The following is a 23,862-nucleotide window of genomic DNA, read 5'->3' as shown; positions in this document are numbered from 1 at the left end:
GAAGAAGGAAGATTTAGAGTTCAAGAAAACCTTGTAATTCTAGAGTTTTAATTGTTTGTTGGTTCACACAAACAATTCTTTCTTCCTGCTTCCTTTTTCCTTCTTCCTTCTTATTCCTTCTGCATATATGGTTCACTCAATCAGGCAGCAAAGCCTTGATTTGATTAACAAACTCTTGATGGTCTACCACAGGTTTAGAGATGTAACCGTCGGCACCGCTTTGATCTAGAAATGTTTCTTTATCACCAGCCATCGCGTGAGCAGTCACCAAAATAATCGGCAGCGAGGCCGTTTGCGGGTCAGCTTTAAGCAGTTGAGTAATCTTAATGCCGTCAACAGATTTGCCCTGGTACACGCTGCGCGAAAGAGACACATCCATTAAAATCAAATCAGCTTCGCCGTTGGCAGCAATCTGCATCACCTCTTCAACATTTTCCGTGTGCTTCACGGCTAAGCCCCCCCGCTTAGTCAGAATTTTGGAAAAAACCCGAGCATTAACCAAATCGTCCTCTACAATCAGAACGGTTTTCATAAATAAATATGGGAAGTATAGAAACTTTGTGACTTTAGTCCAAAGAGGAACACGACACGGGGACTACATTCCCCGTCAAAAATGCAGAGTTTTTAGCGCCATCAGCCGGGAACCCTGCAAAACCCGTATGTATATCCTTGAGCCACTAGCTGTGAGACGGTGTACAGATGCCTAGAAGCATCCAGTACCATCATTTAGACTACTACACACAGACAGTTTAGTTCTTTTTTATAACTCGACCTGACACTGGTGAGAGTCTCAAGATTCTCAGGTAGCAGGTTTCTAGTACAATCCAGGACGCAGGGACGACGCCTCGCAACCGGGTTTTCGATCGTTTCGGCGGGCTATAACGAACTATTGCTATGAAAAAACCCGGTTTCTGACTACCCGTGCGTCCTGGACTATAGTATCCTCTCTTTCGGTCAAGCCTCCGGCTTCTACCATTTTAGATTTTAGATTTTAGATTTTAGATTTTAGATTTTAGATTTTAGATGGGAACTGATTGACTGGATATGGGTTTGGATCGCGGATCTAGAGTTGCATTATTTTTTAAACTGGTATTAGATTCGGGAATGTGTGATAATTATTTTCCTTCTTCCTCATTAGAATCAAGCCATGTTTATTCACATACTCCCGTCGCCACAGCATTCGGAGTAGCGAATCTAGCGGGGCTTGTTGGAGATTGCTAATTCTCAGTTTTAACCCCTCAAAACGGCTTAAAATATCGACGCTTCCGTTCATCAAGGGGATGTCAGACTAGGAGATATCGCCAGGAGAGCTTTTGACTGATGAATTCATCAATATCGGCATTTTTCACACTCTCAGCGAGTCACGGCCACGCTCTATGGTTGAATAAGCCCAAAACTTGGACTTCACTCATAGTCCAGTCGTTTCTACAGGATCAGAACAAGTACCCGTACCAGAGGTATTCCACTTCCGCTTACTTTTCTTTTTTAATACTTTCGGAGTCCATCACCCTTGCCAAAATACGGTAAGCTCGATCTTCTACCATTGCTGCTCGATCCAGGCTACGGCTGTACCGAGACGAGCTCAATCTGAGGTTTCTCCTGAATAAAATATTTCTTCGTGTAGATGGTTATTCCTAATTGCAATTAAATTCTATCATAGATTGACGGGGACTCAAGTTCCTCGTGATGCTTTCCTAGGAAGAGCTACAGCCTCACTACGTTCTGAGTTTCTGGCATTCCGTGTTCTCCTGTGAATCAACCTTCTCACAGCAGAAGGTAAATAGACAGGTAGGCGCAAATGAAGGCAACATAGAGGTTAGGGTAAGAGTGGAGAGTAAGAGGCAAGTGTTGCCCGTCTTCGGGACTCTGATTCTGCTTTCACAAGTTAAGGTTATTTTTATTCTTCAACTGGGCGGTTGGATCGAACTTTCGGTTCGCCTGCGGCAAAGGCTTTTAAATCGAGACAGGGAACCTCGGCATTATTGACAGAGGCTGTTTTCACTCAGGAATTAACGGACACAAGGACTCATGGCTAAACAACTCAACCTACTTTCCGGGCAAGTAATTTCTACGCCTCTGCACGCCGAGATGCAGCAATCGTACCTCGAATATGCCATGAGTGTGATCGTCGGGCGAGCTTTGCCTGATGTCCGCGACGGTTTAAAACCAGTTCACCGTCGAATTTTATATGCGATGCACGAACTCGGTCTGACGCCAGACCGACCTTACCGTAAGTGCGCCCGGGTAGTTGGAGATGTTTTGGGAAAATATCACCCCCACGGCGACCAATCGGTTTACGACGCTCTGGTACGCATGGTTCAGGAGTTTTCAAGCCGCTATCCTTTACTGGCGGGTCACGGCAATTTCGGTTCGGTGGACAACGATCCGGCGGCTGCTATGCGCTATACGGAAACGAGGCTAGCGCCGATCGCCCACGAAGCTATGCTAACCCAAGTCGGCGAGGCAACTGTTGATTTTACTGGTAACTTTGACAGTTCGCAGCAGGAACCGACGGCGCTGCCTGCTCAGTTGCCGTTTCTGTTACTCAACGGCTGTGCTGGCATTGCTGTGGGGATGGCAACTAATATCCCGCCGCACAATTTGGGGGAGGTGGTAGACGGTTTAATTGCTTTGATTGAAAACCCGGAACTATCGGACGAGAAGTTGATAGAACTGATTCCGGGCCCGGATTTTCCAACCGGAGGGGAAATCGTCGCTACAGAGGGCATTGTTGACGCCTACACTAAGGGTCGAGGCAGCATTGCTGTCAGGGGTGTGGCCGGGGTGGAAGAAGTGCCAGGTAATCGCAAGGTGCGTACTAAAACGGCGATCGTGGTGACGGAGTTTCCGTTTCAGGTAAATAAGGCGGCTTGGATTGAAAAGGTGGCGGAGTTGGTCAATGCTGGCCGCCTCGACGGTATTTCTGATTTGCGTGACGAGAGCGATCGCGAAGGCATTCGAGTGGTGATTGAACTCAAGCGGGAATTTTCCCCAGAAGGGGTTCTGGCTCGCCTTTACCAACAAACTGACCTGCAAACAAATTTTGGGGCGATTTTGCTGGCAATTGTCAACGGTCAACCGCGACAGTTAACGCTCAGACAATTGTTGCAGGAATTTCTGGATTTCCGGGAAGTGACTCTTACCCGCCGCTACAATTACGAGTTGCAGGCTGCTGAACGCCGCTGTCATATTGTCCAAGGCTTAATGTTGGCTTTGACAAATCTCGATACAGCGATCGACATTCTCAGAAATTCTCCTGACGGCTCTACTGCTAAGCAAACTTTGCAAGTTCGCCTCAATTTGAGCGAAAGTCAAGCTGATGCCATTTTAGCGATGCCTATGCGGAGGCTGACTGGTTTGGAAAGGCAAAATTTGCAGTCTGAGTTTGATGAGTTGATGGCTAATATTCAAGAATTGCAGCGGTTGTTGAGCGACAGGCGCGAACTTTTGAAGGCTTTAAAGAAGGAATTTCGCTCGCTCAAACGCAAGTACGCTGACCCCCGCCGCACTAAATTCGCCAATGGAACTGCACGCGCAGCAAACGCCGAACCACAATTTTCTGGTAAGAAAAATTCTGCTGTGAAGCAGTTGTCGCCGGCAACGATTCAGCCTAACTTATTGCCCGTTGTAGAGGCAGAGGAAACAATTGTTGAATTTTCGCACAAGCAGTACGTGCGACGCTTGCCGGCTGGGGAACGACCGCGCTCGAAAAGTCGCGAAAAATCGGTTTCAGCTTTAGAAAAAAATGAAGATTTTATTGTGACGGCAAATCTGACGAAAACCGATCGCACTTTGGTCGTCTTAACTCCTAACGGCAAAGCTTACCCGCTGAAAGTGGCCGATATTCCTAGTAGTAGCGCCAAAGACCGGGGAACGCCGATCGTTAGTTTGTTGTCGCCGAGTGCTACTAAAGAAAGTGCCGGTCGCGCTTTGTCGGAAATCACAGTTGCACACTTTATTTTGCCGGAAAATTCGGAAGCAGCAGATTTAGTAACTCTGACTCAGCAAGGGAAAATTAAGCGCTTGCCGATGCAGGAATTTGCTGATTTGACTAATCGTGGCGTTACAGTTGTTAAACTCAAGGAGGACGATCGGCTGCGCTGTGCGAGTCTGGCTAAAGTCGGCGAGCAAGTGGCGATAGCAACTTCAGGAGGCCGAGTCCTCCGGTTTGAGATTGATGATGAACAACTGCCGCCAATGGGCCGCGCGGCCCAGGGCTCTCAAGTAACCAGGTTGCGTAAGCAGGAAGAGTTGGTGGGTTGCATCACTCTGGACCCGAACGACAGTCTGGTGCTATTTTCCGAGTTGGGTTGGGCAAAACGAATGCCTGCAGGTTCTGTCAGACTTACTAACCGGGGCGAAATTGGCACTCAAGCTTTTCGTTTCTCAGAGCCTAAAGATGCTTTAGTTGGCTTGCTGCAGGCGGTTCCGGGTACGGATGTCAAACTTTTTACTAATTCAGGCCGTATGCTGCGATCGGCTATTGATGCTATAGCTTTTTGGGGGAAAGATGCTGCGGGCGATCGAGTTTTTGACCTCAATCCAGGTGAAAAAATTATCAAAGTTATCAGCAGTCAATAGTCATTGGGCATTGGGCATGGGGCATTGGGCATTGGGCATGGGGCATGGGGCATTGGGCATTAATCTGATTTCTGACCTCTGACTTCTTAATTCAACATCCATCCGTTAAATCATTTAAATCCCGTATACTGCTCGTTGCCGAACTTCCTGCTTCCTTGAATGCCCTAATTACCAATGCCCCATGCCCCATACCCCATGCCCAATCTAAAATCTAAAACCTAAAATTGTTTAATGGCGCAAGTTGTATTAGAAAATATCTACAAAAGTTTTCCGCTCCGCCAAGGAGAACAGGAAAAAGAAGCAAACACCGTCGCAGAAAGTGTCTCGCCTCTAGCCGATCGCCCTTCGTCTAACAGCGTTTTGCGGCGCATTAACTTAACGGTCGAAGACGGGGAATTCATGGTGTTGGTGGGGCCTTCTGGCTGCGGAAAAAGCACTTTGCTGCGATCGATCGCCGGTTTGGAAGTTTTGACAGCCGGCAATATTTGGGTTGGCGATCGGCTGGTTAACGATTTGCCTCCTAAAGACCGAAATATCGCTATGGTATTTCAAAATTATGCTCTCTATCCTCACTTAACAGTTTACGATAATCTCGCCTTTGGATTGCGCCGCTCGGAAAGGGAGAAAGAAGAAGGCAGAAGGAAGAGGGAAGAAGGAAGAGGGAAGACGGAAGAAGGAAGAGGGAAGAAAGTAGAAGGGATAAGGGGGAAGATACAAGGAGAAGAAGGAAGCATCGCGAAGATAGAAAAAATTAGGAATAAGATAGAAGAAGTTATTAATGATTTAGCTTCTAATTATTTTAAAAATCCTCTAATTTACCCTTTGTTTGAAGATTTTTTAGGAGGAGCTACTCGCAAGTTGCCTCCGGGTTTGCGCTATTTGTCGGAACGGGAAAAGGCTGTAGGAAAACGAGTGCGAGAGGTAGCTGAATTATTGCAAATAGAATCTCTTTTAAATCGCTTGCCAAAACAACTTTCGGGAGGGCAAAAGCAGCGGGTAGCTTTGGGTAGGGCGATGGCTAGGAATCCTGAAGTTTTTTTGATGGACGAACCGCTATCTAATCTTGATGCGAAATTGAGGGCGGAAACTCGATCGCAAATTGTGCAGTTGCAGCGACAGTTGCGAACTACAACTATTTATGTGACTCACGACCAAACTGAGGCGATGACAATGGGCCATCGAATTGCTCTTATGAATAGAGGTCAGCTTCAGCAAGTAGCTCAACCTCTAGAGCTTTACAACAAGCCGGCTAATTTGTTTGTTGCTGAGTTTATCGGTTCTCCGCCGATGAATTTTTTGTCGGTTGAATTTAGTGCTCCGCTGTTGATTTCTCACCCGCAATTTCGTTTTACTTTACCCGATATTTGGGCAAAAAGTCTACAACAATATGACGGGCGAGGGCTAATTTTGGGAATTCGGCCGGAACATCTGAGTATTAACCCTCCGGCTACCAAAAATCTTTCGGTACAAGTGGAAATTGTAGAGGCTTTGGGACACGAAACTTATTTGGGGGTTTGTTTGACGGATGATCCGGCGGTGCGAATGCAAGTGCGGGTTCCTCCTGAGCGATCGATCCGAGTTGGCGAGGAGCTTTGGTTGGCTATCGCCCATGACAAAATTCACTTGTTCGACCCTGATACCGAGTTGGCTATTTTTCCTCGTTAGGTAAAATCATCAAGGTCGATCGACCGTTGTGACAGATATCACCAATCACAAGCTTGCATTTTTATCAAGGAATGTTATATTTATTTACATAAGCCTTACACAAGTTAACGAAAGGAGTTCGCACTATGCAAGAACAAAAACGCAACGCTTGGAACTGGGGCTTCAGCGAGGGAGCCGAAAATTGGAACGGTCGTTTGGCGATGATTGGTTTCTCTGCCGCTGTCATCATCGAATTGGTTTCCGGTCAAGGCCTGCTTCACTTTTGGGGCGTGATGTAATTTTCTAGTTAAGAGTTTTGTGACACTGCAAAGCTTGGGAGTTCCGTAACGGACTCCCTAAATTTTGGCAGCGCAATTTTGGCAGCAAATAGCCACTTGCTCCGGGCAGTTAGCTGCCCAAAACTTAACAGCTATAGCTCAAACCGGGGCGGGGGGTCTCCCCCCCAAAAACAACAGTGCGAATCACTCTTTTGGGTGATGCTAGCAAATTACTCTAGCGGATATATTCTTTTAAGATGCTGTTGCGGTTGGGATGGCGCAACTTCCGCAGGGCTTTAGCCTCGATTTGGCGAATCCGCTCACGAGTGACGTTAAAGATTTGACCAATTTCCTCCAAGGTCTTCATCCGTCCATCATCTAAGCCGTAACGCAGCCGCAGTACATCCCGTTCTCGGGGGCTGAGAGTATCCAAAACGCTTTCCAAGTCTTCCCTGAGCAAGTTTTTGGAGACTTGATCTTCTGGTGTTTCCCCGTCTGATTCAATAAAATCTCCCAGACGTGAGTCTTCCTCTTTGCCGATCGGAGTTTCTAAAGAGATAGGCAACTGTGCGGACTTAGCAATGAACCGCAACTTCTCGATCGTCATCTCCATGCGGGTAGCAATTTCTTCTTCCGTAGGCTTGCGACCCATTTCCTGAGACAAGAGTTTGGTAGTTTTCTTGATCCGCGAAATGGTTTCGTAAAGGTGAACCGGCAGGCGGATAGTGCGCGATTGGTCGGCGATTGCCCGGGTGATGGCTTGACGTATCCACCAAGTTGCGTAGGTAGAAAACTTGTAGCCTTTTTCGTGATCGAATTTTTCAGCAGCCCGGATCAGACCCAAAGAGCCTTCCTGAATCAAATCTTGGAAAGACAAACCGCGATTCATGTATTTTTTGGCGATCGACACCACCAAACGCAGGTTTGATTGCACCATTTTTTCCTTTGCCCGACGGCCGACGTGGAGTCGGTGACGGAATGCAGGAAGTGCCATATCTACAGCATTTGCCCATTCGCTGTCTTTGGGTTCGCGGTTATACTCTTCGAGCAGTTGTTCTCGAACTCGCTCTAATTCCAGCAAATCTGCAATCTTGCGCGCTAGTTCAATCTCTTCGTCAGCTCGCAGCAGTCGAATCCGACCGATTTCTTGCAGGTAAAGACGAATAGAGTCTTCAGTATAATGCTTTTTCTTTGCCTGTGCCCGACGGCGGGCTTTGGCGCCTTTGCCAGATTTAGGGTCTTCCTCAGATTGAGAGTCTAAGAATTCTTCGCGATCGTCTTCTTCGTCGATAAAGAGTTCTAACTCGCTCTCAGGTAGAACGCTTTCGGCGCTCCGAAGCAACTCGATTGTTTCCATTTCCGGTGTAATTGTGGTTTCGAGTACGGTGTTAGCCTGGATCATGCCGTCTTCCTCATGCTCCTGAATTAAAGAATAAATAAGAGTGGAATAGTGTCTGTTTGTAGTTTAGACAAGTTAGCCAGTATTGACATTCCCGCAGGAAAAAATAGTGGGATTTTCGGTCTGCTAGCTGAATCTGTTACCGAAACTGCACCAGTTTTATGAGTCAAAGTTCGAGTTCGGGTTTGAAGCAGGCAGCGCATTCAATCGATCGCAGATTTTAACATGGCGACCTTAAATTGAGCTGGCGGCTTTTTCTTTCGGAGCGAGTTACCACATCATCTGCAATACCTGGCCCAGAGAAACAAACCATGAACTACGATCGATCGCACTTCCAAAAATACTGGCTTTTTTACTCGGTACTTCGAGTTTTGACCCGTACAAGTTTTCCCGCACGGAACCCTCTAACTTTTGTATTCGAGGTGTCGAACTTTTGATTCGCCTTGCTTTACTCGGGTTGTCGGACATGACAGTTGCGCGGCAAATTTTCGCCACCTTGGATGTTGGTCTGCTGCCTCAAATGCAACAGCAGAGGGTTGAAGCACCAAACCGGGAGAATCGGATCTTGCAAAGACCTTCCCGATTGTAGCCTTTCTCACAAAAAATGGAAGTTGTTTTCCATTGTTGGTCAAGAACTAGGAAAACTCTGTCAGCTTAGCTTGACAATACTAACTTATGTCCGGCTCTGCTAAATCCTGAGAACGGCCCGCAAAAACTTTGGCACGATCGAACGGCGCTGTTTTCTGCGTATATCTGGGTGAACGGCTGCGGCGTAGTTGGCCAGACAGTTAGCAGACAATTTTTGAGTTGCCCAAATTGGAACCAATACAATCCGTGTAGATACACCCATCATTACCCTGTTTCCCTGAATTGAATCATACGCAATCTGCGATTGAATAAAGCTCGTAGCTTTAGTTTTAAGCCGGCAACTCTGGATTAGAGACCGACTCTGACCCCCAATGAAGCGTTGCGGGTTGAGTAATGCAACAGGGGCTTTCATTGTTAAGTTAGCTCAAATCTCAGAAATTGGGTTTAATTTTGATGTTAAATCACATTAAGTTCTTAACGTCACATTCTTATTTAAGCAGTTCTACACGAGTTTGTCGCGTCAGTGGCAAAAACCACCAGGATAAATTCTACTGAGAGTTAACCCGCCGCGCAACTCTCGGCTGCGGATTTCTCTAAATTTTTTGGCTTTCGGTTCGCAGTTGCGCGATCGCACGTACTCACAAACAACACAATTTGCCATCTCCCGGAAGTATAACTTCACGATTCCTTTAAATATATCGTGACAGTATGAAGATCCGATAAAGCCCCTCAATCAATTTTAGGTAGCATTCCCGAATTGTCTTGATAATTTCAAGCAGACGAAACAAAAGCCACAGCGGGCGTTGCTGCAACAGTCGGCCAACGATAACTCCGCTAGGGAAGAAAAATTTACCCAGTTAGCGATGTGCTTGCTATGGTTAGAGAAGGCCTAAACTCCAGGATACTTAAAGCAATCGAACGGTAGGACGTTGGTGCGATGCTCAAAATTTTGTTATTATTTACAGCGTGTCATCAGAAAGCACAGAGCCTTGCTTTATCCTCTACTCGGGTTTAAATTATGTGGCTTGACCTTTAGGGGATGAAGCTATCAAGAAAAATTTCAGATCCGTGTCTATATTGACAGCCCAACGAAGGTTTACTAGAAAGAATTCACCTTCTTGAGAGAAAGATTTAGTAATTAATCGCGTCGATATAACCATCTCTTTATAGCGCCGGTTGTAGTCAGGACTTCAGTTTTTTTTATATTTGTGAATAAGCACTAAAGTCCTGACTGCGAACTTAATTTAACCGCGAGACAAATTACTGCTGATTCCGCAGGCGAGGGTTCACAAACTCGTTTAATCCTTCCCCCACCAAAGACAGTCCCACCACCATTAAAGTCATCGCCAAACCGGGAAACAAAGCCGTCCACCAAATGCCAGTAGGTAGCGCATCTAAAGCTAAACGCAAGTCGTGTCCCCATTCAGGAGTTGCTTCGGGAAGTCCTAATCCGAGAAATCCCAAACCTCCTAATGTTAAAATTGCATCGGCAGCGTTGAGCGCAAACAGCACAGGTACGCTCTGAATCACATTCAGAAACAGGTAGCGCGAAAGCACTGTCCAAGTGTCAGCACCCATTGCTCGCGCGGCTTCGACAAATAATTCGGTTTTGACGCTGACGGTGTGATTCCTGACGACGCGGTAGTATTGAGGGATGTAGGAAATGCTCAGGGCGATCGCAGCATTCAAAACTCCTTTCCCCACTACAAACGCTAGCGTCAAAGAAAGTAGAAGCCCCGGCAAAGTATAAATTGTATCCATTAAAAATAACAACACTCGATCGAGCTTACCGCCCAAATAACCGCTAACCAAACCCAGCGGCACACCGATAAACAAACTCAAAGCAGTGGCTAAAATTACCACTTGCCAAGCAGCCCGAGAAGCAAACAGCGTGCGGGAAAACACATCGTAGCCGCTGCGGCTAGTACCAAACCAATAATTCGCCGACGGCGGTTCGTGGATGGGGTTAATCAAAGCCTCGGTAGGATTTTGCAGCCATCCCCAAGCTTGCATAGCTGGAGACAAGGTGGCTACCAATACAAACACGGCAGTTATTGTCAAACCTGCCCACATCATTTTCATTGACAGGCTTGACGGTGAGGCACTGTTGAGAAATCGCGGCAGTCGGAGGCGGCTTTGAGCCATAATGACGATCGACCTATATAAGACTTTTCGATTTTAGTAGCACTCCGGCGAAAAAACTCGGAACACTCCAAAATCCTCTTTCTCCTTCGCCAAACACTCGCGACAAACCGGGTTTTTTCGCGCGATACCGCTACAAAAAAACCGGTTTCTCCCCTGCATGGGACTGGCGCGCAGGGGAGAAACTGTGTTTTTGGCAGGCGGGACGCAAGTCGAGTTTAAGTTAAATCTCCCTTAGCGAACCTGAAATCTAAAATCGATCGACTTCCTACAAATTACTGGCAATTAACTCGCGGTACTGGCTTTTCGGCTTAACTCCCTTGAGCTCAGCCACCATATCTTTGTCTTTGAAATACTGAATCGTCGGTGTACCAATCACGCCAGCATTTTCAGCAATTTCTGGATCTTCTTCGATGTCAATTTCCACGTAGTGGATTTTGCCATCGAACTCATCTACTACTTTGCTCAAAATCGGCTTGAGGCTGTGGCAAGGGCCGCAACTCGGAGAGGCATATTTGACCACAATCAGTCGATCGCTATCGTGGAACAACTTCCGCAAAGCATAACCTCCTTCGTGGCGCGTGTCTTGGATATCAAAGTTCGCGCTGGTTTTGCGTACTTTTTGAGCTTCCGGCGCTGCGACGGGTTGCTCGGATTCCTCGGTTTGGCGGAATTCCTGAGCTAAACCGTTGACTGACAGCCAACGTTCTGCCAGCATGGCCCCCATGCAGCCGCTGCCGGCGGCGGTAATTGCTTGGCGAAACTCGTGGTCTTGCACGTCGCCGACGGCGTAGACTCCCTCAACGCTGGTTTCTACCGAACCGTGTTTGGTGGCGATATAGCCTACTTCGTCGAGTTCTAACTGACCTTGGAACAGTTGAGTGTTGGGAGTGTGACCGATCGCATAAAACAATCCTTTCACCAGCAAATCGCTCTCAGCGCCTGTCACGATATTTCTAAGTCTCACCCCGTCCATTTTGCCGCCCGCTTCGCCCAAAATATCCACTGCTTCGGTGTTCCAGTGAACGGTAATTTTGGGATTGCTCAGCACTCGGTCTTGCATGGCTTTGCTGGCGCGCATTTGATCGCGCCGCACCAGCATATGTACGTGAGAGCCGTATTTTGTCAAATAAATAGATTCTTCCGCTGCTGTGTCGCCCGCGCCGATTACAGCTAAATCTACTCCTTTAAAAAGTGGGGTAGCGCCGTCGCAAATGGCACAGGCAGAAATGCCGTGACTCCAAAATACGTGTTCGCTAGGCAGCCCCAGCCGTTTGGCGGTCGCGCCTGTAGCTATTACTATCGTGTGGGTTTTAATTTCTCGGTCTTCCGCTCGCACTGTAAACGGACGCTTGGTCAAATCCACCGAAATTACATCTTCTGTGTATAATTCGGCACCCCAGCGCACTGCTTGAGCTTTCATGCGATCCATTAGTTCCGGCCCGGTGATGCCTTCGGGAAAGCCGGGGAAGTTTTCTACTTCTGTGGTGGTCATCAGTTGACCGCCGGGGACGCCTCCCGCTTGGTAGCCTTCAAACACTACGGGTTTCAGGTTTGCCCTCCCGGCGTAGATTGCTGCGGTGTAGCCTGCGGGCCCTGAGCCGATAATTACTAGGTTTTCTACGGTTTCGTTGGTCATAGCTCTTTACTTAAACTCATAACGACTTCGTTTTACTAATTCTAGCAGAGTTCGATCGAGTTTGGTTTGATGCCATTGTGCGATCGACCATCTGTATCTATTTTTGAGGGTCGATGAGTCTTCGGGGCAATTCCAGCTACTTTAATAAGCAAAAACAATCTAAAAGTCGATTTAGTTTTAAATGTTCGATCTATTTTGACCCCTCAATTCTTAAGAAAATCTAAATACGACCCAAAGTATTGACTTCATTCTCAATTATTTTACCTATTTACTTGCTTTGAGGCTTATGGTAGGATTTTCAAAATCCAGGGGCATTATGACTAATTTAAATTTTTGACGCTGAAAGCTTTTAAAACCGTAAAATTAACGAACTCTGCAAATGTAATAAACACAATTGTTTATGCAAAATCCGCATTTGAGGGTTTAAGAATTGTAACGGAGCTGTGGGTCAGTTTGACAAAATACAGTATTGGTAGTATGTAAGGTGCGCTCGGAGGAAAATTGGACTAAGATTTTTAACCGCAGATGTAGGCGGATTAACGCGGATTAACGAAGATAAGATCGAATTTTGCTTTTTAAACTCGTGGATAAAATCAAGATATTGTTTGTGTGCAGTCAGAATAAGTGGAGAAGTTTGACTGCCGAGAAGATATGCGAGAAGATTAGTGGCTACAGCGTGCGATCGGCAGGAACGGAAAAAGGTGCAAGAATTAGAGTAACTGAGGGTCTTGTCGGTTGGGCAGATTTGATATTTGTGATGGAGAAGAAGCATGGCGATCGACTTCGCAGCAAATTTCCCGAAAGTCTCGAAGGCAAGAAAGTTATTTGCCTGCAAGTCCCCGACAATTACGAATATATGGAACCGGAGTTAGTCGAGCTTGTGCAGGCGAAACTGAATCCCTATATGGAAATGCCAGATAACGAGATAAATTTTATGCAGCGAGTTTTGGAACCGGAAGTGATGGATTCCTTGGCAGAGGCGATCGAATACGATTCGATGGACTTTACTGAGGTTAATGCTGCTTTTGCTCAGAGTGCTGCGGTCTTGGGGCCGGTTTTTGGAAACGTTTTGGATGCGGGGACGGGTACGGCGAGAATTCCCATCGCTCTTTGTCAACTCCGGCCAGCATGGAAATTGACTTGCATCGATTTGTCGGCAAATATGCTGAAAGTCGGGGCGGAAAATGTGGAAAAGGCTGGCGCGCGATCGCAAATTAATCTCGAATTAATTGATGCTAAGGCAATGCCTTACCCTGACAATTATTTTGACATGGTTATTTCCAACAGCATTATTCACCATTTGCCAGATCCACTGCCGTTTTTGCAGGAAGTCAAGCGGGTCTTAAAACCGAACGGAGCAATATTTTTGCGGGATTTACTCCGACCTATGGATGAGGCAATGAGGACTAATTTAGTCGAGATGTATGCGGGAGATTGCAACTCGCATCAGAAACAGTTATTCAGCGACTCGTTGCAAGCAGCATTTACGGTGGATGAAGTTGAGGAGATGATCCAAAATGCCGGGTTGGATGGGTTGAGGATTTATGAATCTTCAGACAGACACTGGACGGCGGAGCGTGCTTGGTGCGAGTCTTTGTAGGCACGGGACGCTCGCCCGATAACATTTCAAATGAGAATAGGAGCGATCGCACCCCTCCAGCTATGCGTCGTACCGTGGCGCGATCTGTTTGTTGTTTAATTACTGTTTTCGGGTCGGAAAAATTAGTATGATTGAACCGCGAAGACGTGAAAAACGCGAAGGAAGAGTCAGGAAGAATTACAAGTAGATAATCTTCTCCGAGGAAGGAAGTAAGATGTTTAAGCATCTGAGCGGAAAAATCTGCGATCGAAGTTAGGCCGAAAAAGCCCGTTCCGCGACCAGAAGATGAAGAGTCGCATTTGAAGAAGCTCGGGGAAGAACTGGAGATGAGTCAGGAAGATTTGGCGCGAGAACTTGGCGTTTCGTCGCAAACCATCAGCCGTTGGGAGTTGGGGAAAAATGTACCCACGTTCACCGTCAAGCAGATGAAAGCTTTGGAGAAATTGCTCGCTAGCATCGGCAGGTCGATCGGCGACTTGCCAGACAATCTCTAATCGAAACCATTAAACAAGCCAACGGATAAATCTGTGGATCACTTTTTCCAATCTAAAATCTAAAATCTAACATCTAAAATCACTCGATCGCGTCCTTTGTCTTTAGCTTGATAAAGCGCGCGGTCTGCCGCTGCAATCAAGTTTTTTTGTGCAGTGGACGATCGAGGAACCGTACTCGCTACCCCCATACTCAGCGTCACGGAAGAACACACCTCCGAATTAATGTGTTCTATTTCTAGTTCTTTTATCCACAGTCGAATTTTCTCTGCAATCGAGACAGCTATTTCAGGTGAAGTCCGAGGCAAAATCACTGCAAATTCTTCGCCTCCGTAACGAGCTACCAGAGTCTCCCCCGAAACTTCGCCTGTTGAGTAATTTACAGCCTCAACAATAGTTTTCGCTACCTGTTGCAAACAAGCGTCTCCCGCTTGATGTCCGTAAGTATCGTTGTATTGTTTAAAAAAGTCAATATCGCATAAAATTAAAGATAGTTCTGCTGCTTCTTGTCCCAATTCCTGCCATTTTTTCTCGAAGTATTCGTTAAAACAGCGGCGGTTCGCCACCTGAGTTAACCCATCTGAGTTCGCAAGGCGATACAATTCGGAATTAGCTGATTTTAATTGAGAATTAGCTGCTTCTAACTCGGCTTGTGTTACCGATAAATTGTAATACAGTTGCCTAATATACCCAGTAGCTTGTTGGTGAATTTCGGATAAAGCTACCAATACTTGATGCACGTCTAACAGTCGGTAAACTTGAGGTTCTAACTGCACAACAATCGGGTCGTAAAGCAGTTCGGGCTGCCGCTGCATGGCTCGCTGAGCTGCCACGACAATTAAGGCTACTCCTGGTAAAATCAAAATATCAGTTTGAGCTATTTGATACAAAGCCATAATTGGTCGGCCAGCAAATGTATCTAGTCCGTAAGGGCGGCTCATGCGTTCCATAAATCGCCTGCGCGATATCATCCCTAAAAATTCGCCATTTACGGTCAAGATAACTCCCGGAAGCAGCGGGTGAGCTTGAAAAAACCGGGCTACTTCTTTGGCTAGGGATGAAGCTTCAACTTGAAAATTTAATACAGCCAAATCCTTAAGAGTAGACTCTAAAGATAGATTTTTTGGTAGTTTTTCTTGTGAGTTAGATGGCGGGAGAAATTCAACAGACACAGCGCAGATCCGAATAAACAATAAAGCAGCAACAAAGCTAGTCTCAACTATTAACTTATCTTAGTATTTGTTTCGTACCATTGGCTGTATTTACTACACTATCTAATATTTAAGGGAATAAACTAACGCCTGACTTTATTCCCTGCCTGCATTGCATTGATTCATCATTACTACCTTAGAGATTTATTAAATTATTACTTGATTGTTTACTGTTGATTTTGGCGGTGTAAAAAACAGATTTGAGCGCCATTCCTTAACTCATTCACGGGACAAAAAAACTCAAGAAACCTGGTTGTTAAAAAGGGGTCGATGCTTGTAACAAGGTTTTGCGTAAAAAAACGTGGTTTCTGCCCCTGTTTTAAACTCAAAACTCAACACTCAACATTCCCTCACCACCCCCAAGTTCCTGGCCCTCCCTTAAACGGGCCCACAATATCTTTGGTAATCCAGCCGCCGTAAAAATCCCCTGGTTGAGATTGCACTAATTCCCCGTCCACATAACAGGCATCCATTTTGCTCGGATAAAAAGCCACATAATCTTTAATAGCTGCAAAAACCTGATTAGGATTGGGATAAAACCAAGCCGCATTTACTACTTCTTTGGACTCTACCGTCACAGTGTAATAACCGGCTTGTCCCTTCCACTCACACCAAGAGCCCTGTAAAGTTTTGTGCAAATATTCCATTTTGATGTCTTCGGGGCAGATATAGTAAACCGGAGGGTGGCTTGTCTCCAATACCCGCTGAGGGCGGCGCGTGTCTGCGATCGTCACTCCATTAAAAACTATCTGTACGTGTTTGGTCGATTCCTCAAGGCGAGGGGGACGCGGGTAATCCCAAACAGACTCTTCACCAGGGCCCGGCTCTATTCGATCGAAGTTCATTTGCACAATCTCCCCTGCAAAAAAAAACACTTAGCGACTTAGCATTACAATTTAATGTACCCTTAATCGAGTCGCTGCTTCAGACCAAACCAGCTTTTCTCAACTCTTCGTAATATGAGTATTCGCGGTATAGATGTTTCCGACTACCAGCCCAATATCAATTGGCAAGCAGTTGCCCGGGATGGTATTGCCTTCAGTTTTGTCAAAGCGACGGAGGGTGCAACGTTAGTGGCCCAAACTTTCGCCCGCAATTGGGCGGCTATGAAAGCAGCGGGGATTCAACGCGGTGCTTACCACTTTTTTCGACCTGCAAGCAGCGTTCAAGGGCAAATAGATTTGTTCTTGAAAACTGTAAAACTCGAACCGGGGGATTTGCCGGCAGTCTTGGATTTGGAAACTACAGGCGGTTTGAGTGTGGGTGAATTCTGCGATCGAGCCGCAATTTGGTTACAAGCAGTCGAAAAAGCCACCTTGATGCGGCCGATTATCTACACCTACCCCGGTTTCTGGGACAACCTGGGGACAAAACGGTTTGCCGATTACCCACTGTGGATTGCTCACTATACCAGTGCTGAAGAACCTTGGGTTCCCGGCGGCTGGAAAACTTGGACTTTTTGGCAGTACAGCGACACCGGCAGCGTGTCCGGCATCTCGGGCAATGTAGACACCAATATTTTTGAAAGCGTCCGAGAAGGCGCCCAAAGTTATAAAGTTGCAGACATCCAGAGGGAATTAAGAATTAAAGGTTTTTATCAAGGCGCGATGGATGGTAAATTTGGAGCCACCACCACAGCGGCCCTCATCTCGTTTCAGAAATCTCAAGGTTTCAATCCAGATGGCATTGCAACCCTCAAAACTTGGGCCGCTTTGATGCGAAAATCTCCCAAAGTAGTTGTCCCCCCTCCAGCGCCCACACCCGCCCCGCCGCCGACTCCTGCTCCCATATCAGGCGTGCGGCTGACTCAGGTATTCTCGTCTTATAAAGCTAGCGCTAGCCAAGATACTGCCTTAATTTGGCTGCAAAGTCAGGTTCCTACCTCTGTTTTAGGGGAATTTGCTCAAAAATGGCGGGCAACTGCCTTACCTCAAGACAGTAATTTGCGATTGATAGATGTGGGCAAATTTTATCGCGGTTTAGCACAACAAGACCAAGCTTTAGATTGGCTGCAAAAACAAATTTCTCCGGCTATTATTACCGAGTTTGCACAAAAATGGCGCTCTCAATCTATTGTCACTAATTCTCCGATTCGGCTGATTGATGCGTGCAAATTTTATCGGGCCGCACCCCAGCAAAACCAGGCTTTAGATTGGCTGGAAGGGCGAATTTCGCCGGCAATTCTATCGGAGTTTTTTCGCAGGTGGCAGGATGCCAATCGATGATTGATTTTAGATTTTAGAGAGACTCTACAGATGAATCTTGTGATTTTAGAGTTTTTTAGATAGGAGATTGACTCCACAAATGAATCTGAGGGTTTGAGCGCTCTGTAATTGAAAAGCCACCAAATCTTGCTATTGGAGATTTGAGATTGACTCCACATCAAAACTCGTCAAATCCTCTCCCTCTCTCCCCGCATCTCCATTAGACTCTGGAACCTAACAGACAATCTCTCGCTTAGCTACAGCTTGCTGCCATCTTTGACGCCAAGAGAATTATCTGATAAAGTTATAGCGACTATCAAGGTTTTTTAATCTTATTGGGAAAAATGCAGGGCCGTGCCGAGTTTGTAAGCTGCGCCGAAAATAGCGCCTGCACTCCAATTACCCGCGATCGAACATTTAAAACTAAGCGGGCAGCCTGTAACAATTATATCTATGGAAATCCCCTTTAACATCACCCAGTTGATGGTCATGACCGTCATCTGTGGCATCAGCGCTCAAGTTATCGCCGCTTATCTGAAAGTTCCGGCGATCGTCTTTTTGCTGTTGTTTGGAATTTTAGCCGGCCCAGACTGCTTGGGAGTGCTGCACCCGAATCTGCTGGGCAGCGGTTTGGAAGTTATGGTATCGCTTTGCGTAGCGTTAATTCTGTTTGAAGGCGGCTTGAATTTGGAATTGCGAGATTTAGGAAAACTTTCCGGCAGCATCCGCAATTTAGTTACCGTAGGCACTTTAATTACCCTAATTGGCGGCGGAATGGCCGCACACTGGTTGGGGGAATTTCCCTGGCCGATCGCATTTTTGTATGCTTCTCTAGTAGTCGTCACAGGCCCGACAGTAATCGGCCCTTTGCTCAAACAAGTATCTGTTGACAAACAAGTCGCCGCCTTGCTAGAAGCAGAAGGCGTTTTAATCGATCCTGTCGGGGCAATTCTGGCAGTATTGGTGCTGAATATTATTTTGAACGGCAATCCTGATTTGCTGGTTTTGTTCCGAGATTTAATCGTCCGACTCTTCGTTGGCGCAGTCGTCGGAGTTGCGGGAGGTTGGCTGCTGGGATTCATTCTCAAGCGATCGCAATTTCTCTCGGAAGACCTCAAAAACTTAGTAGTTTTAGCCGGTTTGTGGGGATTTTTCGGCTTAGCAGAAGAAATCCGCAGCGAATCGGGACTGATGGCAACAGTCCTCTCCGGCATCGTCCTCAGAGCCGCTGCTGTGCCGGAAGAAAGGCTGCTGAGGAGGTTTAAAGGTCAACTGACAGTCCTGGCTATTTCGATGCTGTTCGTGCTGCTGGCGGCCGATTTATCGCTCGCTAGTGTGGTCGCCCTCGGTTGGGGAAGTTTGTTTACAGTTTTAGCTTTAATGTGGGTAGTGCGGCCGATCAACGTTTGGCTTTGCACTTGGAACAGCGGACTGAATTGGCGGCAGAAATTATTTGTTTGTTGGGTAGCGCCGAGGGGAATTGTCTCAGCGTCGATCGCATCTTTATTTGCAATTTTGCTCACGCAGCGGGGAATCAACGGCGGCGACTCGATTAAAGCCTTAGTTTTCCTAACAATTATTATGACAGTTTTCGTCCAGGGACTAACGGCCGGACGGATCGCTCAACTTTTGGGCATCACCTCAAAATCCGCAACCGGTGCTGCTATTGTGGGGTCAAATCCTTTGAGCAGACTAATTGCTCGCTTGTTTCAAGAACGCGGAGAATCGGTGGCAATTATTGACACCGACCCGGAAGCTTGTGCACAAGCAGAACGAGAAGGTTTGCGGGTGTTTTTGAGCAGTGCACTCGACCACAGCGTGTTAGAAGAAGCCGGACTCGATTCGATGGGAACTTTTTTGGCAATGACTAACAACGGCGAGGTAAACTTAGTGTTAGCTCAGCGAGCGGCGGAAGAGTTTGCACCGCCGAGGGTTTTGGCAATATTCCCCAAAGATCCGCAAGCAAATACGCCTGCAAATCCGACTAAAATCAATCAAGCTTTTGTCTCGGATTTGTCGCTGAAGGATTGGAACGAATATTTGAGCGACGGCGAAGTAAAATTGGGGGAAACTGAGTTAAAAAGTGAGGGATTGCAGTTTCAGATTGCTCACTTACAAGCTTTGGTTAAAGCCGGGGAGTTGGCGCCGCTGCTGCTGGAAAGGCAAGGATACTTGCAAGTAGTGTCGGCGACTCAGATTTGGCAAGCAGGCGATCGAATTATTTATTTGTTGTACGATCCGACACCGAAATTGTTGAAAAGATTGTCTGGTTCGTCTCAGTCTCGTTTGACTTTGGAAAAGCATCAGGTAGTTGAAGAAGTGCCGATTCCTTCTCCGGTTTTAGAGCCGATTTTGGAGGAAGCTAACATCGAGAAGGAAGCAGAAGTTTTGCTACCGCCAGTTTCGCGATAGGGGCAGTAAGCTGTCGTGCATCTAGATTGTATATGGTATTAGAGGGGAAGAGGGGGAGAGGATTTTACAATTTTTGATATGGGATTGAAATATACAATTTCAATGCACAACATATATCAGATCGATCGCGACAAGCAGATTAGAGCGATCGTCCTTACTCTGCCTCCCCAATTAACGTGAACGCCGCCCAATTTCGCGGCCCAGGATGAGTTTTCATCGTGGTTAACATTGCCTGCCGAAGTGCCTGTGCTTTGTCGGGATTATTTTGCAAGTTTTGATAAAATGCCTGCATCAATTCCGATGTCGGCGCATCGGGAACCGCCCATAAAGAAACAATCACACTCGGCACTCCGGCGGAAATCAAAGCGCGCGACAAACCAATCACCCCATCCCCGGTAATTCTCCCTTCTCCAGTGTTGCAGGCACTCAAAACGACTAAATTTGCTTGAAGTTTCATATCAAAAATCTCTTCTGCTGTCAATAAGCCGTCATCGCTACCAGAAGGAGCCAGGGCGATCGCACTTCCCAATCCGCGCACATCATCCAGCAATCCATGCGTTGCTAAGTGAATAATCGATGCTTGGGGCATTTTTTGAACGATCGCAGCTTTTGTCCCTTGAGCGCCCGTGATGGCTTGGGTGTTGAGAAGCGGGGCGATCGCGATCGCTTCAGCTTCGGCTCCAGGTAGAGGAGACAATTGCTGCTTGGGATCTCCCAGAGAGAGAGACACGCTTGGCATGGTGGGATTGCCCAATACTAGAGCCCTGCCGCTGTGGGATTGCTTCTGTGCTAACTTTTGTCGTTGTTGTCGAGTCAAATCCAATACTTGAATCGAAGGGGCGGTGAGAATCGTGTGTTTTTCGATTAAGTAAGTGCCGTTGGCATCTTGCAGGGCGGGGAAGGGCACCTGGAACAGGGAACCTTGGGGAATGAAAATGACGTGGGCATTGGGGTCTTTGGGTAGGAGGCTGGCAATGGGATCGATCAGCAGTTGATGCAGTGTCGGTAAGTCGGGTTGGGGTTGGGTGGAGCCAAGACTGCTGCGACTGCGGACAGCCAGGAATTCTTGGTGGCCAACGATCAAGCTGGCTAGAGAGGCCTTGTGCTGCTGCCAGAGAGGTTTGAGGTCTACCTCGCGGAAGGTAATTTCGCCTGTGGGTTGAATCACCCAGATGTAGAGCGCGGATTCACGCGGTTCGCTTTTTCCTTGAATCTGGAAGTTGTCGTGGATGATGGAATACTGTACCAAAGTGGCATTCTGTGCTTTGGCGATTTGTGCGATTTGCTCCTGGTTGGGAGCAGAGGCGATGACCGAATTGGCATCACCAGTTGATAAGCGTTGTGTGAGTAGATCGACAAAGGCACGAGCGCGTCCCCGTTCGGCAATTTCTAAGGCGGCGATTGGGTTATTCTGAGCCACTCGGACTTCTTGTAAAGTCCGATAAGTCTTAGCTTGTCCTTCAAAGATGGAGACTTTATTCGCGTCGTTGGAGCCGAGCATTTGACGCATTGATTCCCAAACTTGAATCCCATTGATGAGCATTTTTTCAGCTTCTGTTAAGTTGCCAGCTTTCAAGAAAGCCAATCCGAGGTTGTTGAGCGCCGCACCTTCACTTTCGCGGTCTTTAATTTCGCGGACGATGAGTAAACTCTCCTTTATATACTCGATCGCTTTGGCATAGTTGCCCAAATAGAGGTAAACGATTCCCAAATTGACCAGTGCGGCCCCTTCCCCCTTGCGGTCTTTAATTTCGCGGGCGATGGCTAAAGTCTGCTGTGAATACTCAATAGCTTTGGCATAGTTGCCCAGAGAACCGTAAGTGTTTCCCAAATTGCCCAGTGCTGCCCCTTCCCCCTTGCGGTCTTTAATTTCGCGGGCGATGGTTAAAGTCTGCTGTGTATACTCGATCGCTTTGGCATAATTGCCCAGATTGTGGTAAGCGTTTCCCAAATTGGCCAGTGCTGCCCCTTCCCCCTTGGGGTCTTTAATTTCGCGGGTGATGGCTAAAGTCTGCTGTGTGTACTCGATCGCTTTGGCATAGTTGCCCAGAGAACCGTAAGCGTTTCCCAAATTGGCCAGTGCTGCCCCTTCCCCGTAGCGGTCTTTAATTGCGCGGGCGATCTCTAAACTCTGCTGTGAATACTCAATGGTTTTGGCATAGTTTCCCACAGAATGGTAAGCAGTTCCCAAATTATTCAGTACCCGACCTTCCCCGTAGCGGTCTTTAATTTCACGAGCGATGGCTAAACTCTGCTGTGAATACTCAATGGCTTTGGCCGAGTTGCCCAGATTGATGTAAACGAATCCCAAATTATTCAGTACCTGACCTTCTCCCTTGCGGTCTTTAATTTCACGAGCGATGGCTAAACTCTGCTGTGAATACTCAATGGCTTTGGCATAGTTGCCCAGAGAGTTGTAAGCACCTCCCAAATTGCCCAGTGCCCAACCTTCCCCCTTGCGGTCTTTAATTTCGCGGGCGATGGCTAACTGTTGCTGACCATACTCAATGGCTTTGGCAGAGTCGTTTAGAGAGCTGTAAGCACCTTCCAAAATGCCTAGTGCGAAAGCCTCTCTTTGACGGTCTTTAATTTCGCGGGCGATGGCTAAACTCTGCTGTGCATACTCAATGGCTTTGGCCGAGTTGCCCAGATTGTGGTAAGCGTTTCCCAAAATGCCTAGTGTGAAAGCCTCCCTTTGGCGGTCTTTAATTTCGCGGGCGATGGCTAAAGTCTGCTGTGCATACTCAATGGCTTTGGTATAGTTGCCCAGAGAACCGTAAGCCAGTCCCAAATTGCCCAGTGCATTACCTTCCCCTTCGCGCTCTTTAATTGCGCGGGCGATCTCTAAACTCTGCTGTGAATACTCAATGGTTTTGGCATAGTTTCCCAGAGAATGGTAAGCAGTTCCCAAATTATTCAGTACCCGACCTTCCCCGTAGCGATCTTTAATTTCACGAGCGATGGCTAAACTCTGCTGTGAATACTCAATGGCTTTGGCCGAGTTGCCCAGAGAGTTGTAAACGAATCCCAAATTATTCAGTACCCGACCTTCCACAAGGCGGTCTTTAATTTCACGAGCGATGGCTAAACTCTGCTGGGAATACTCAATGGCTTTGGCCGAGTTGCCCAGAGAACCGTAAGTGTTTCCCAAATTGCCTAGTGCCATACCCTCCCCGTAGCGGTCTTTAATTTCGCGGGCGATGGCTAAACTCTGCTGTGAATACTCAATAGCTTTGGTATAGTTGCCCAGAGAGTGATAAACACCTGCCAAAATGCCCAGTGCATTCCCTTCCCCTTGGCGGTTTTTGAGGGCGCGATAAATTTGCAGTGCCTGTTGCCAAGAATTCAGGGCTGCTGGGAATTGGCCGGTCTGAAACTGTTGAAGCCCCTGCTCCACAAGCCGATCGCCCTCTGCTTGACGAGCATCCATAGTTTGAGCGATCGCTGGGAAGAGAGAGTCAGGAGTAGTTAATAGAGACATAGTGGCAAGCAGGAACAGGGAAATGGAAGCTAGGAAAACATGAGTGAGCCTAGAGTGGGTTGATTTGAGTCGCTTAAATGGGGAATACAGCATAGGATTCTAGAGTTGGAATTTAGAGAATTAGCTTGATCGCTCTTTCTGCCGTCGTCGCGCGATCGCCTCAATCTGCCACAGGCGATCGACCTTCATAGA

Annotated in this window: 17 protein-coding genes; 7 read left to right on the top strand and 10 right to left on the bottom strand. The window is 47.2% G+C overall.

Annotation, left to right across the window (positions count from 1 at the left end):
- Window positions 1-136: 136 nt before the first annotated feature.
- Complete coding sequence (locus QUA62_RS22230) at window positions 137-532, bottom strand: response regulator (protein ID WP_006632892.1); 396 nt, start codon at window positions 530-532, stop codon at window positions 137-139.
- A 1,496-nt stretch (window positions 533-2,028) separates the two neighbouring features.
- On the opposite strand from QUA62_RS22230, the gene QUA62_RS22225 reads away from it, so the two are divergent.
- The 3 genes from QUA62_RS22225 to QUA62_RS22215 all read left to right on the top strand — a co-directional run bounded on the left by QUA62_RS22225 (window position 2,029) and on the right by QUA62_RS22215 (window position 6,524).
- The gene (locus QUA62_RS22225; protein WP_333288342.1) at window positions 2,029-4,581 is read left to right on the top strand and encodes a DNA topoisomerase (ATP-hydrolyzing); all 2,553 of its coding nucleotides are present in this window, start codon (window positions 2,029-2,031) and stop codon (window positions 4,579-4,581) included.
- 231 nt (window positions 4,582-4,812) lie between these two features.
- The gene (locus QUA62_RS22220) at window positions 4,813-6,246 is read left to right on the top strand and encodes an ABC transporter ATP-binding protein (protein WP_333406751.1); all 1,434 of its coding nucleotides are present in this window, start codon (window positions 4,813-4,815) and stop codon (window positions 6,244-6,246) included.
- Window positions 6,247-6,371: 125 nt separating this feature from the next.
- Window positions 6,372-6,524 (top strand): high light inducible protein, encoded by a 153-nt coding sequence (locus tag QUA62_RS22215; RefSeq protein ID WP_015179166.1) that lies wholly within the window; start codon window positions 6,372-6,374, stop codon window positions 6,522-6,524.
- Between the two features lie 214 nt (window positions 6,525-6,738).
- On the opposite strand, the gene rpoD is transcribed toward QUA62_RS22215, so the two are convergent.
- From rpoD to trxB, 6 genes are all read right to left on the bottom strand, one after another.
- Window positions 6,739-7,905, bottom strand: a complete 1,167-nt coding sequence (gene rpoD, locus QUA62_RS22210; protein WP_333048311.1) for an RNA polymerase sigma factor RpoD — start codon at window positions 7,903-7,905, stop codon at window positions 6,739-6,741.
- Window positions 7,906-8,172: 267 nt separating this feature from the next.
- Window positions 8,173-8,370 (bottom strand): hypothetical protein, encoded by a 198-nt coding sequence (locus QUA62_RS22205; RefSeq protein WP_333406749.1) that lies wholly within the window; start codon window positions 8,368-8,370, stop codon window positions 8,173-8,175.
- A gap of 220 nt (window positions 8,371-8,590) precedes the next feature.
- Window positions 8,591-8,755 (bottom strand): hypothetical protein, encoded by a 165-nt coding sequence (locus tag QUA62_RS22200; protein ID WP_223300711.1) that lies wholly within the window; start codon window positions 8,753-8,755, stop codon window positions 8,591-8,593.
- Between the two features lie 255 nt (window positions 8,756-9,010).
- A complete protein-coding gene (locus QUA62_RS22195) occupies window positions 9,011-9,172 on the bottom strand; it encodes a hypothetical protein (RefSeq protein WP_333406747.1) in 162 nt (53 codons plus the stop codon).
- 578 nt (window positions 9,173-9,750) lie between these two features.
- The gene (locus tag QUA62_RS22190; protein WP_333096144.1) at window positions 9,751-10,635 is read right to left on the bottom strand and encodes an ABC transporter permease; all 885 of its coding nucleotides are present in this window, start codon (window positions 10,633-10,635) and stop codon (window positions 9,751-9,753) included.
- A gap of 265 nt (window positions 10,636-10,900) precedes the next feature.
- Window positions 10,901-12,271 (bottom strand): thioredoxin-disulfide reductase, encoded by a 1,371-nt coding sequence (gene trxB / locus QUA62_RS22185; protein ID WP_333406745.1) that lies wholly within the window; start codon window positions 12,269-12,271, stop codon window positions 10,901-10,903.
- Window positions 12,272-12,905: 634 nt separating this feature from the next.
- On the opposite strand from trxB, the gene QUA62_RS22180 reads away from it, so the two are divergent.
- Both QUA62_RS22180 and QUA62_RS22175 read left to right on the top strand, forming a co-directional pair.
- Window positions 12,906-13,871: a methyltransferase domain-containing protein gene (locus tag QUA62_RS22180; RefSeq protein WP_333406743.1), complete on the top strand. Its 966-nt coding sequence runs from the start codon at window positions 12,906-12,908 to the stop codon at window positions 13,869-13,871.
- A 299-nt stretch (window positions 13,872-14,170) separates the two neighbouring features.
- A complete protein-coding gene (locus QUA62_RS22175; protein WP_333406741.1) occupies window positions 14,171-14,365 on the top strand; it encodes a helix-turn-helix transcriptional regulator in 195 nt (64 codons plus the stop codon).
- Between the two features lie 59 nt (window positions 14,366-14,424).
- On the opposite strand, the gene QUA62_RS22170 is transcribed toward QUA62_RS22175, so the two are convergent.
- Together QUA62_RS22170 and QUA62_RS22165 are read right to left on the bottom strand one after the other, a co-directional pair.
- The gene (locus QUA62_RS22170) at window positions 14,425-15,534 is read right to left on the bottom strand and encodes a diguanylate cyclase (RefSeq protein ID WP_333406739.1); all 1,110 of its coding nucleotides are present in this window, start codon (window positions 15,532-15,534) and stop codon (window positions 14,425-14,427) included.
- A 389-nt stretch (window positions 15,535-15,923) separates the two neighbouring features.
- Entirely contained in the window at window positions 15,924-16,418 is a 495-nt protein-coding gene (locus tag QUA62_RS22165) for a DUF427 domain-containing protein (protein ID WP_333287082.1), read from the bottom strand.
- Between the two features lie 114 nt (window positions 16,419-16,532).
- Between QUA62_RS22165 and QUA62_RS22160 the strand changes: the two genes are divergently transcribed.
- Together QUA62_RS22160 and QUA62_RS22155 are read left to right on the top strand one after the other, a co-directional pair.
- Window positions 16,533-17,798 carry a GH25 family lysozyme gene (locus tag QUA62_RS22160; protein WP_333406737.1) on the top strand — a complete coding sequence of 422 codons (1,266 nt, stop codon included), beginning with the start codon at window positions 16,533-16,535 and terminating at the stop codon, window positions 17,796-17,798.
- 432 nt (window positions 17,799-18,230) lie between these two features.
- Window positions 18,231-20,189 (top strand): cation:proton antiporter domain-containing protein, encoded by a 1,959-nt coding sequence (locus tag QUA62_RS22155; protein ID WP_333406735.1) that lies wholly within the window; start codon window positions 18,231-18,233, stop codon window positions 20,187-20,189.
- Window positions 20,190-20,343: 154 nt separating this feature from the next.
- Here the strand turns inward: QUA62_RS22155 and QUA62_RS22150 are convergent, their stop codons facing one another.
- Complete coding sequence (locus tag QUA62_RS22150; protein ID WP_333406732.1) at window positions 20,344-23,670, bottom strand: tetratricopeptide repeat protein; 3,327 nt, start codon at window positions 23,668-23,670, stop codon at window positions 20,344-20,346.
- Between the last annotated feature and the right edge of the window lie 192 nt (window positions 23,671-23,862).

Source organism: Microcoleus sp. MON1_C1 (assembly GCF_036701945.1).
Taxonomy (GTDB): Bacteria; Cyanobacteriota; Cyanobacteriia; order Cyanobacteriales; family Microcoleaceae; genus Microcoleus.
This window is presented reverse-complemented; position numbering and strand designations above follow the sequence as displayed.

Bases quoted from the DNA above. Each gene is read 5' to 3' on its own strand.
- QUA62_RS22160 (WP_333406737.1), top strand. From the start codon at position 16,533: ATGAGTATTCGCGGTATAGATGTTTCCGACTACCAGCCCAATATCAAT.
- QUA62_RS22215 (WP_015179166.1), top strand. From the start codon at position 6,372: ATGCAAGAACAAAAACGCAACGCTTGGAACTGGGGCTTCAGCGAGGGA.
- QUA62_RS22230 (WP_006632892.1), bottom strand. From the start codon at position 532: ATGAAAACCGTTCTGATTGTAGAGGACGATTTGGTTAATGCTCGGGTT.
- QUA62_RS22150 (WP_333406732.1), bottom strand. From the start codon at position 23,670: ATGTCTCTATTAACTACTCCTGACTCTCTCTTCCCAGCGATCGCTCAA.
- QUA62_RS22165 (WP_333287082.1), bottom strand. From the start codon at position 16,418: ATGAACTTCGATCGAATAGAGCCGGGCCCTGGTGAAGAGTCTGTTTGG.
- QUA62_RS22190 (WP_333096144.1), bottom strand. From the start codon at position 10,635: ATGGCTCAAAGCCGCCTCCGACTGCCGCGATTTCTCAACAGTGCCTCA.
- QUA62_RS22205 (WP_333406749.1), bottom strand. From the start codon at position 8,370: ATGTCCGACAACCCGAGTAAAGCAAGGCGAATCAAAAGTTCGACACCT.
- trxB (WP_333406745.1), bottom strand. From the start codon at position 12,271: ATGACCAACGAAACCGTAGAAAACCTAGTAATTATCGGCTCAGGGCCC.
- QUA62_RS22155 (WP_333406735.1), top strand. From the start codon at position 18,231: ATGGAAATCCCCTTTAACATCACCCAGTTGATGGTCATGACCGTCATC.
- QUA62_RS22225 (WP_333288342.1), top strand. From the start codon at position 2,029: ATGGCTAAACAACTCAACCTACTTTCCGGGCAAGTAATTTCTACGCCT.
- rpoD (WP_333048311.1), bottom strand. From the start codon at position 7,905: ATGATCCAGGCTAACACCGTACTCGAAACCACAATTACACCGGAAATG.
- QUA62_RS22220 (WP_333406751.1), top strand. From the start codon at position 4,813: ATGGCGCAAGTTGTATTAGAAAATATCTACAAAAGTTTTCCGCTCCGC.
- QUA62_RS22200 (WP_223300711.1), bottom strand. From the start codon at position 8,755: ATGATGGGTGTATCTACACGGATTGTATTGGTTCCAATTTGGGCAACT.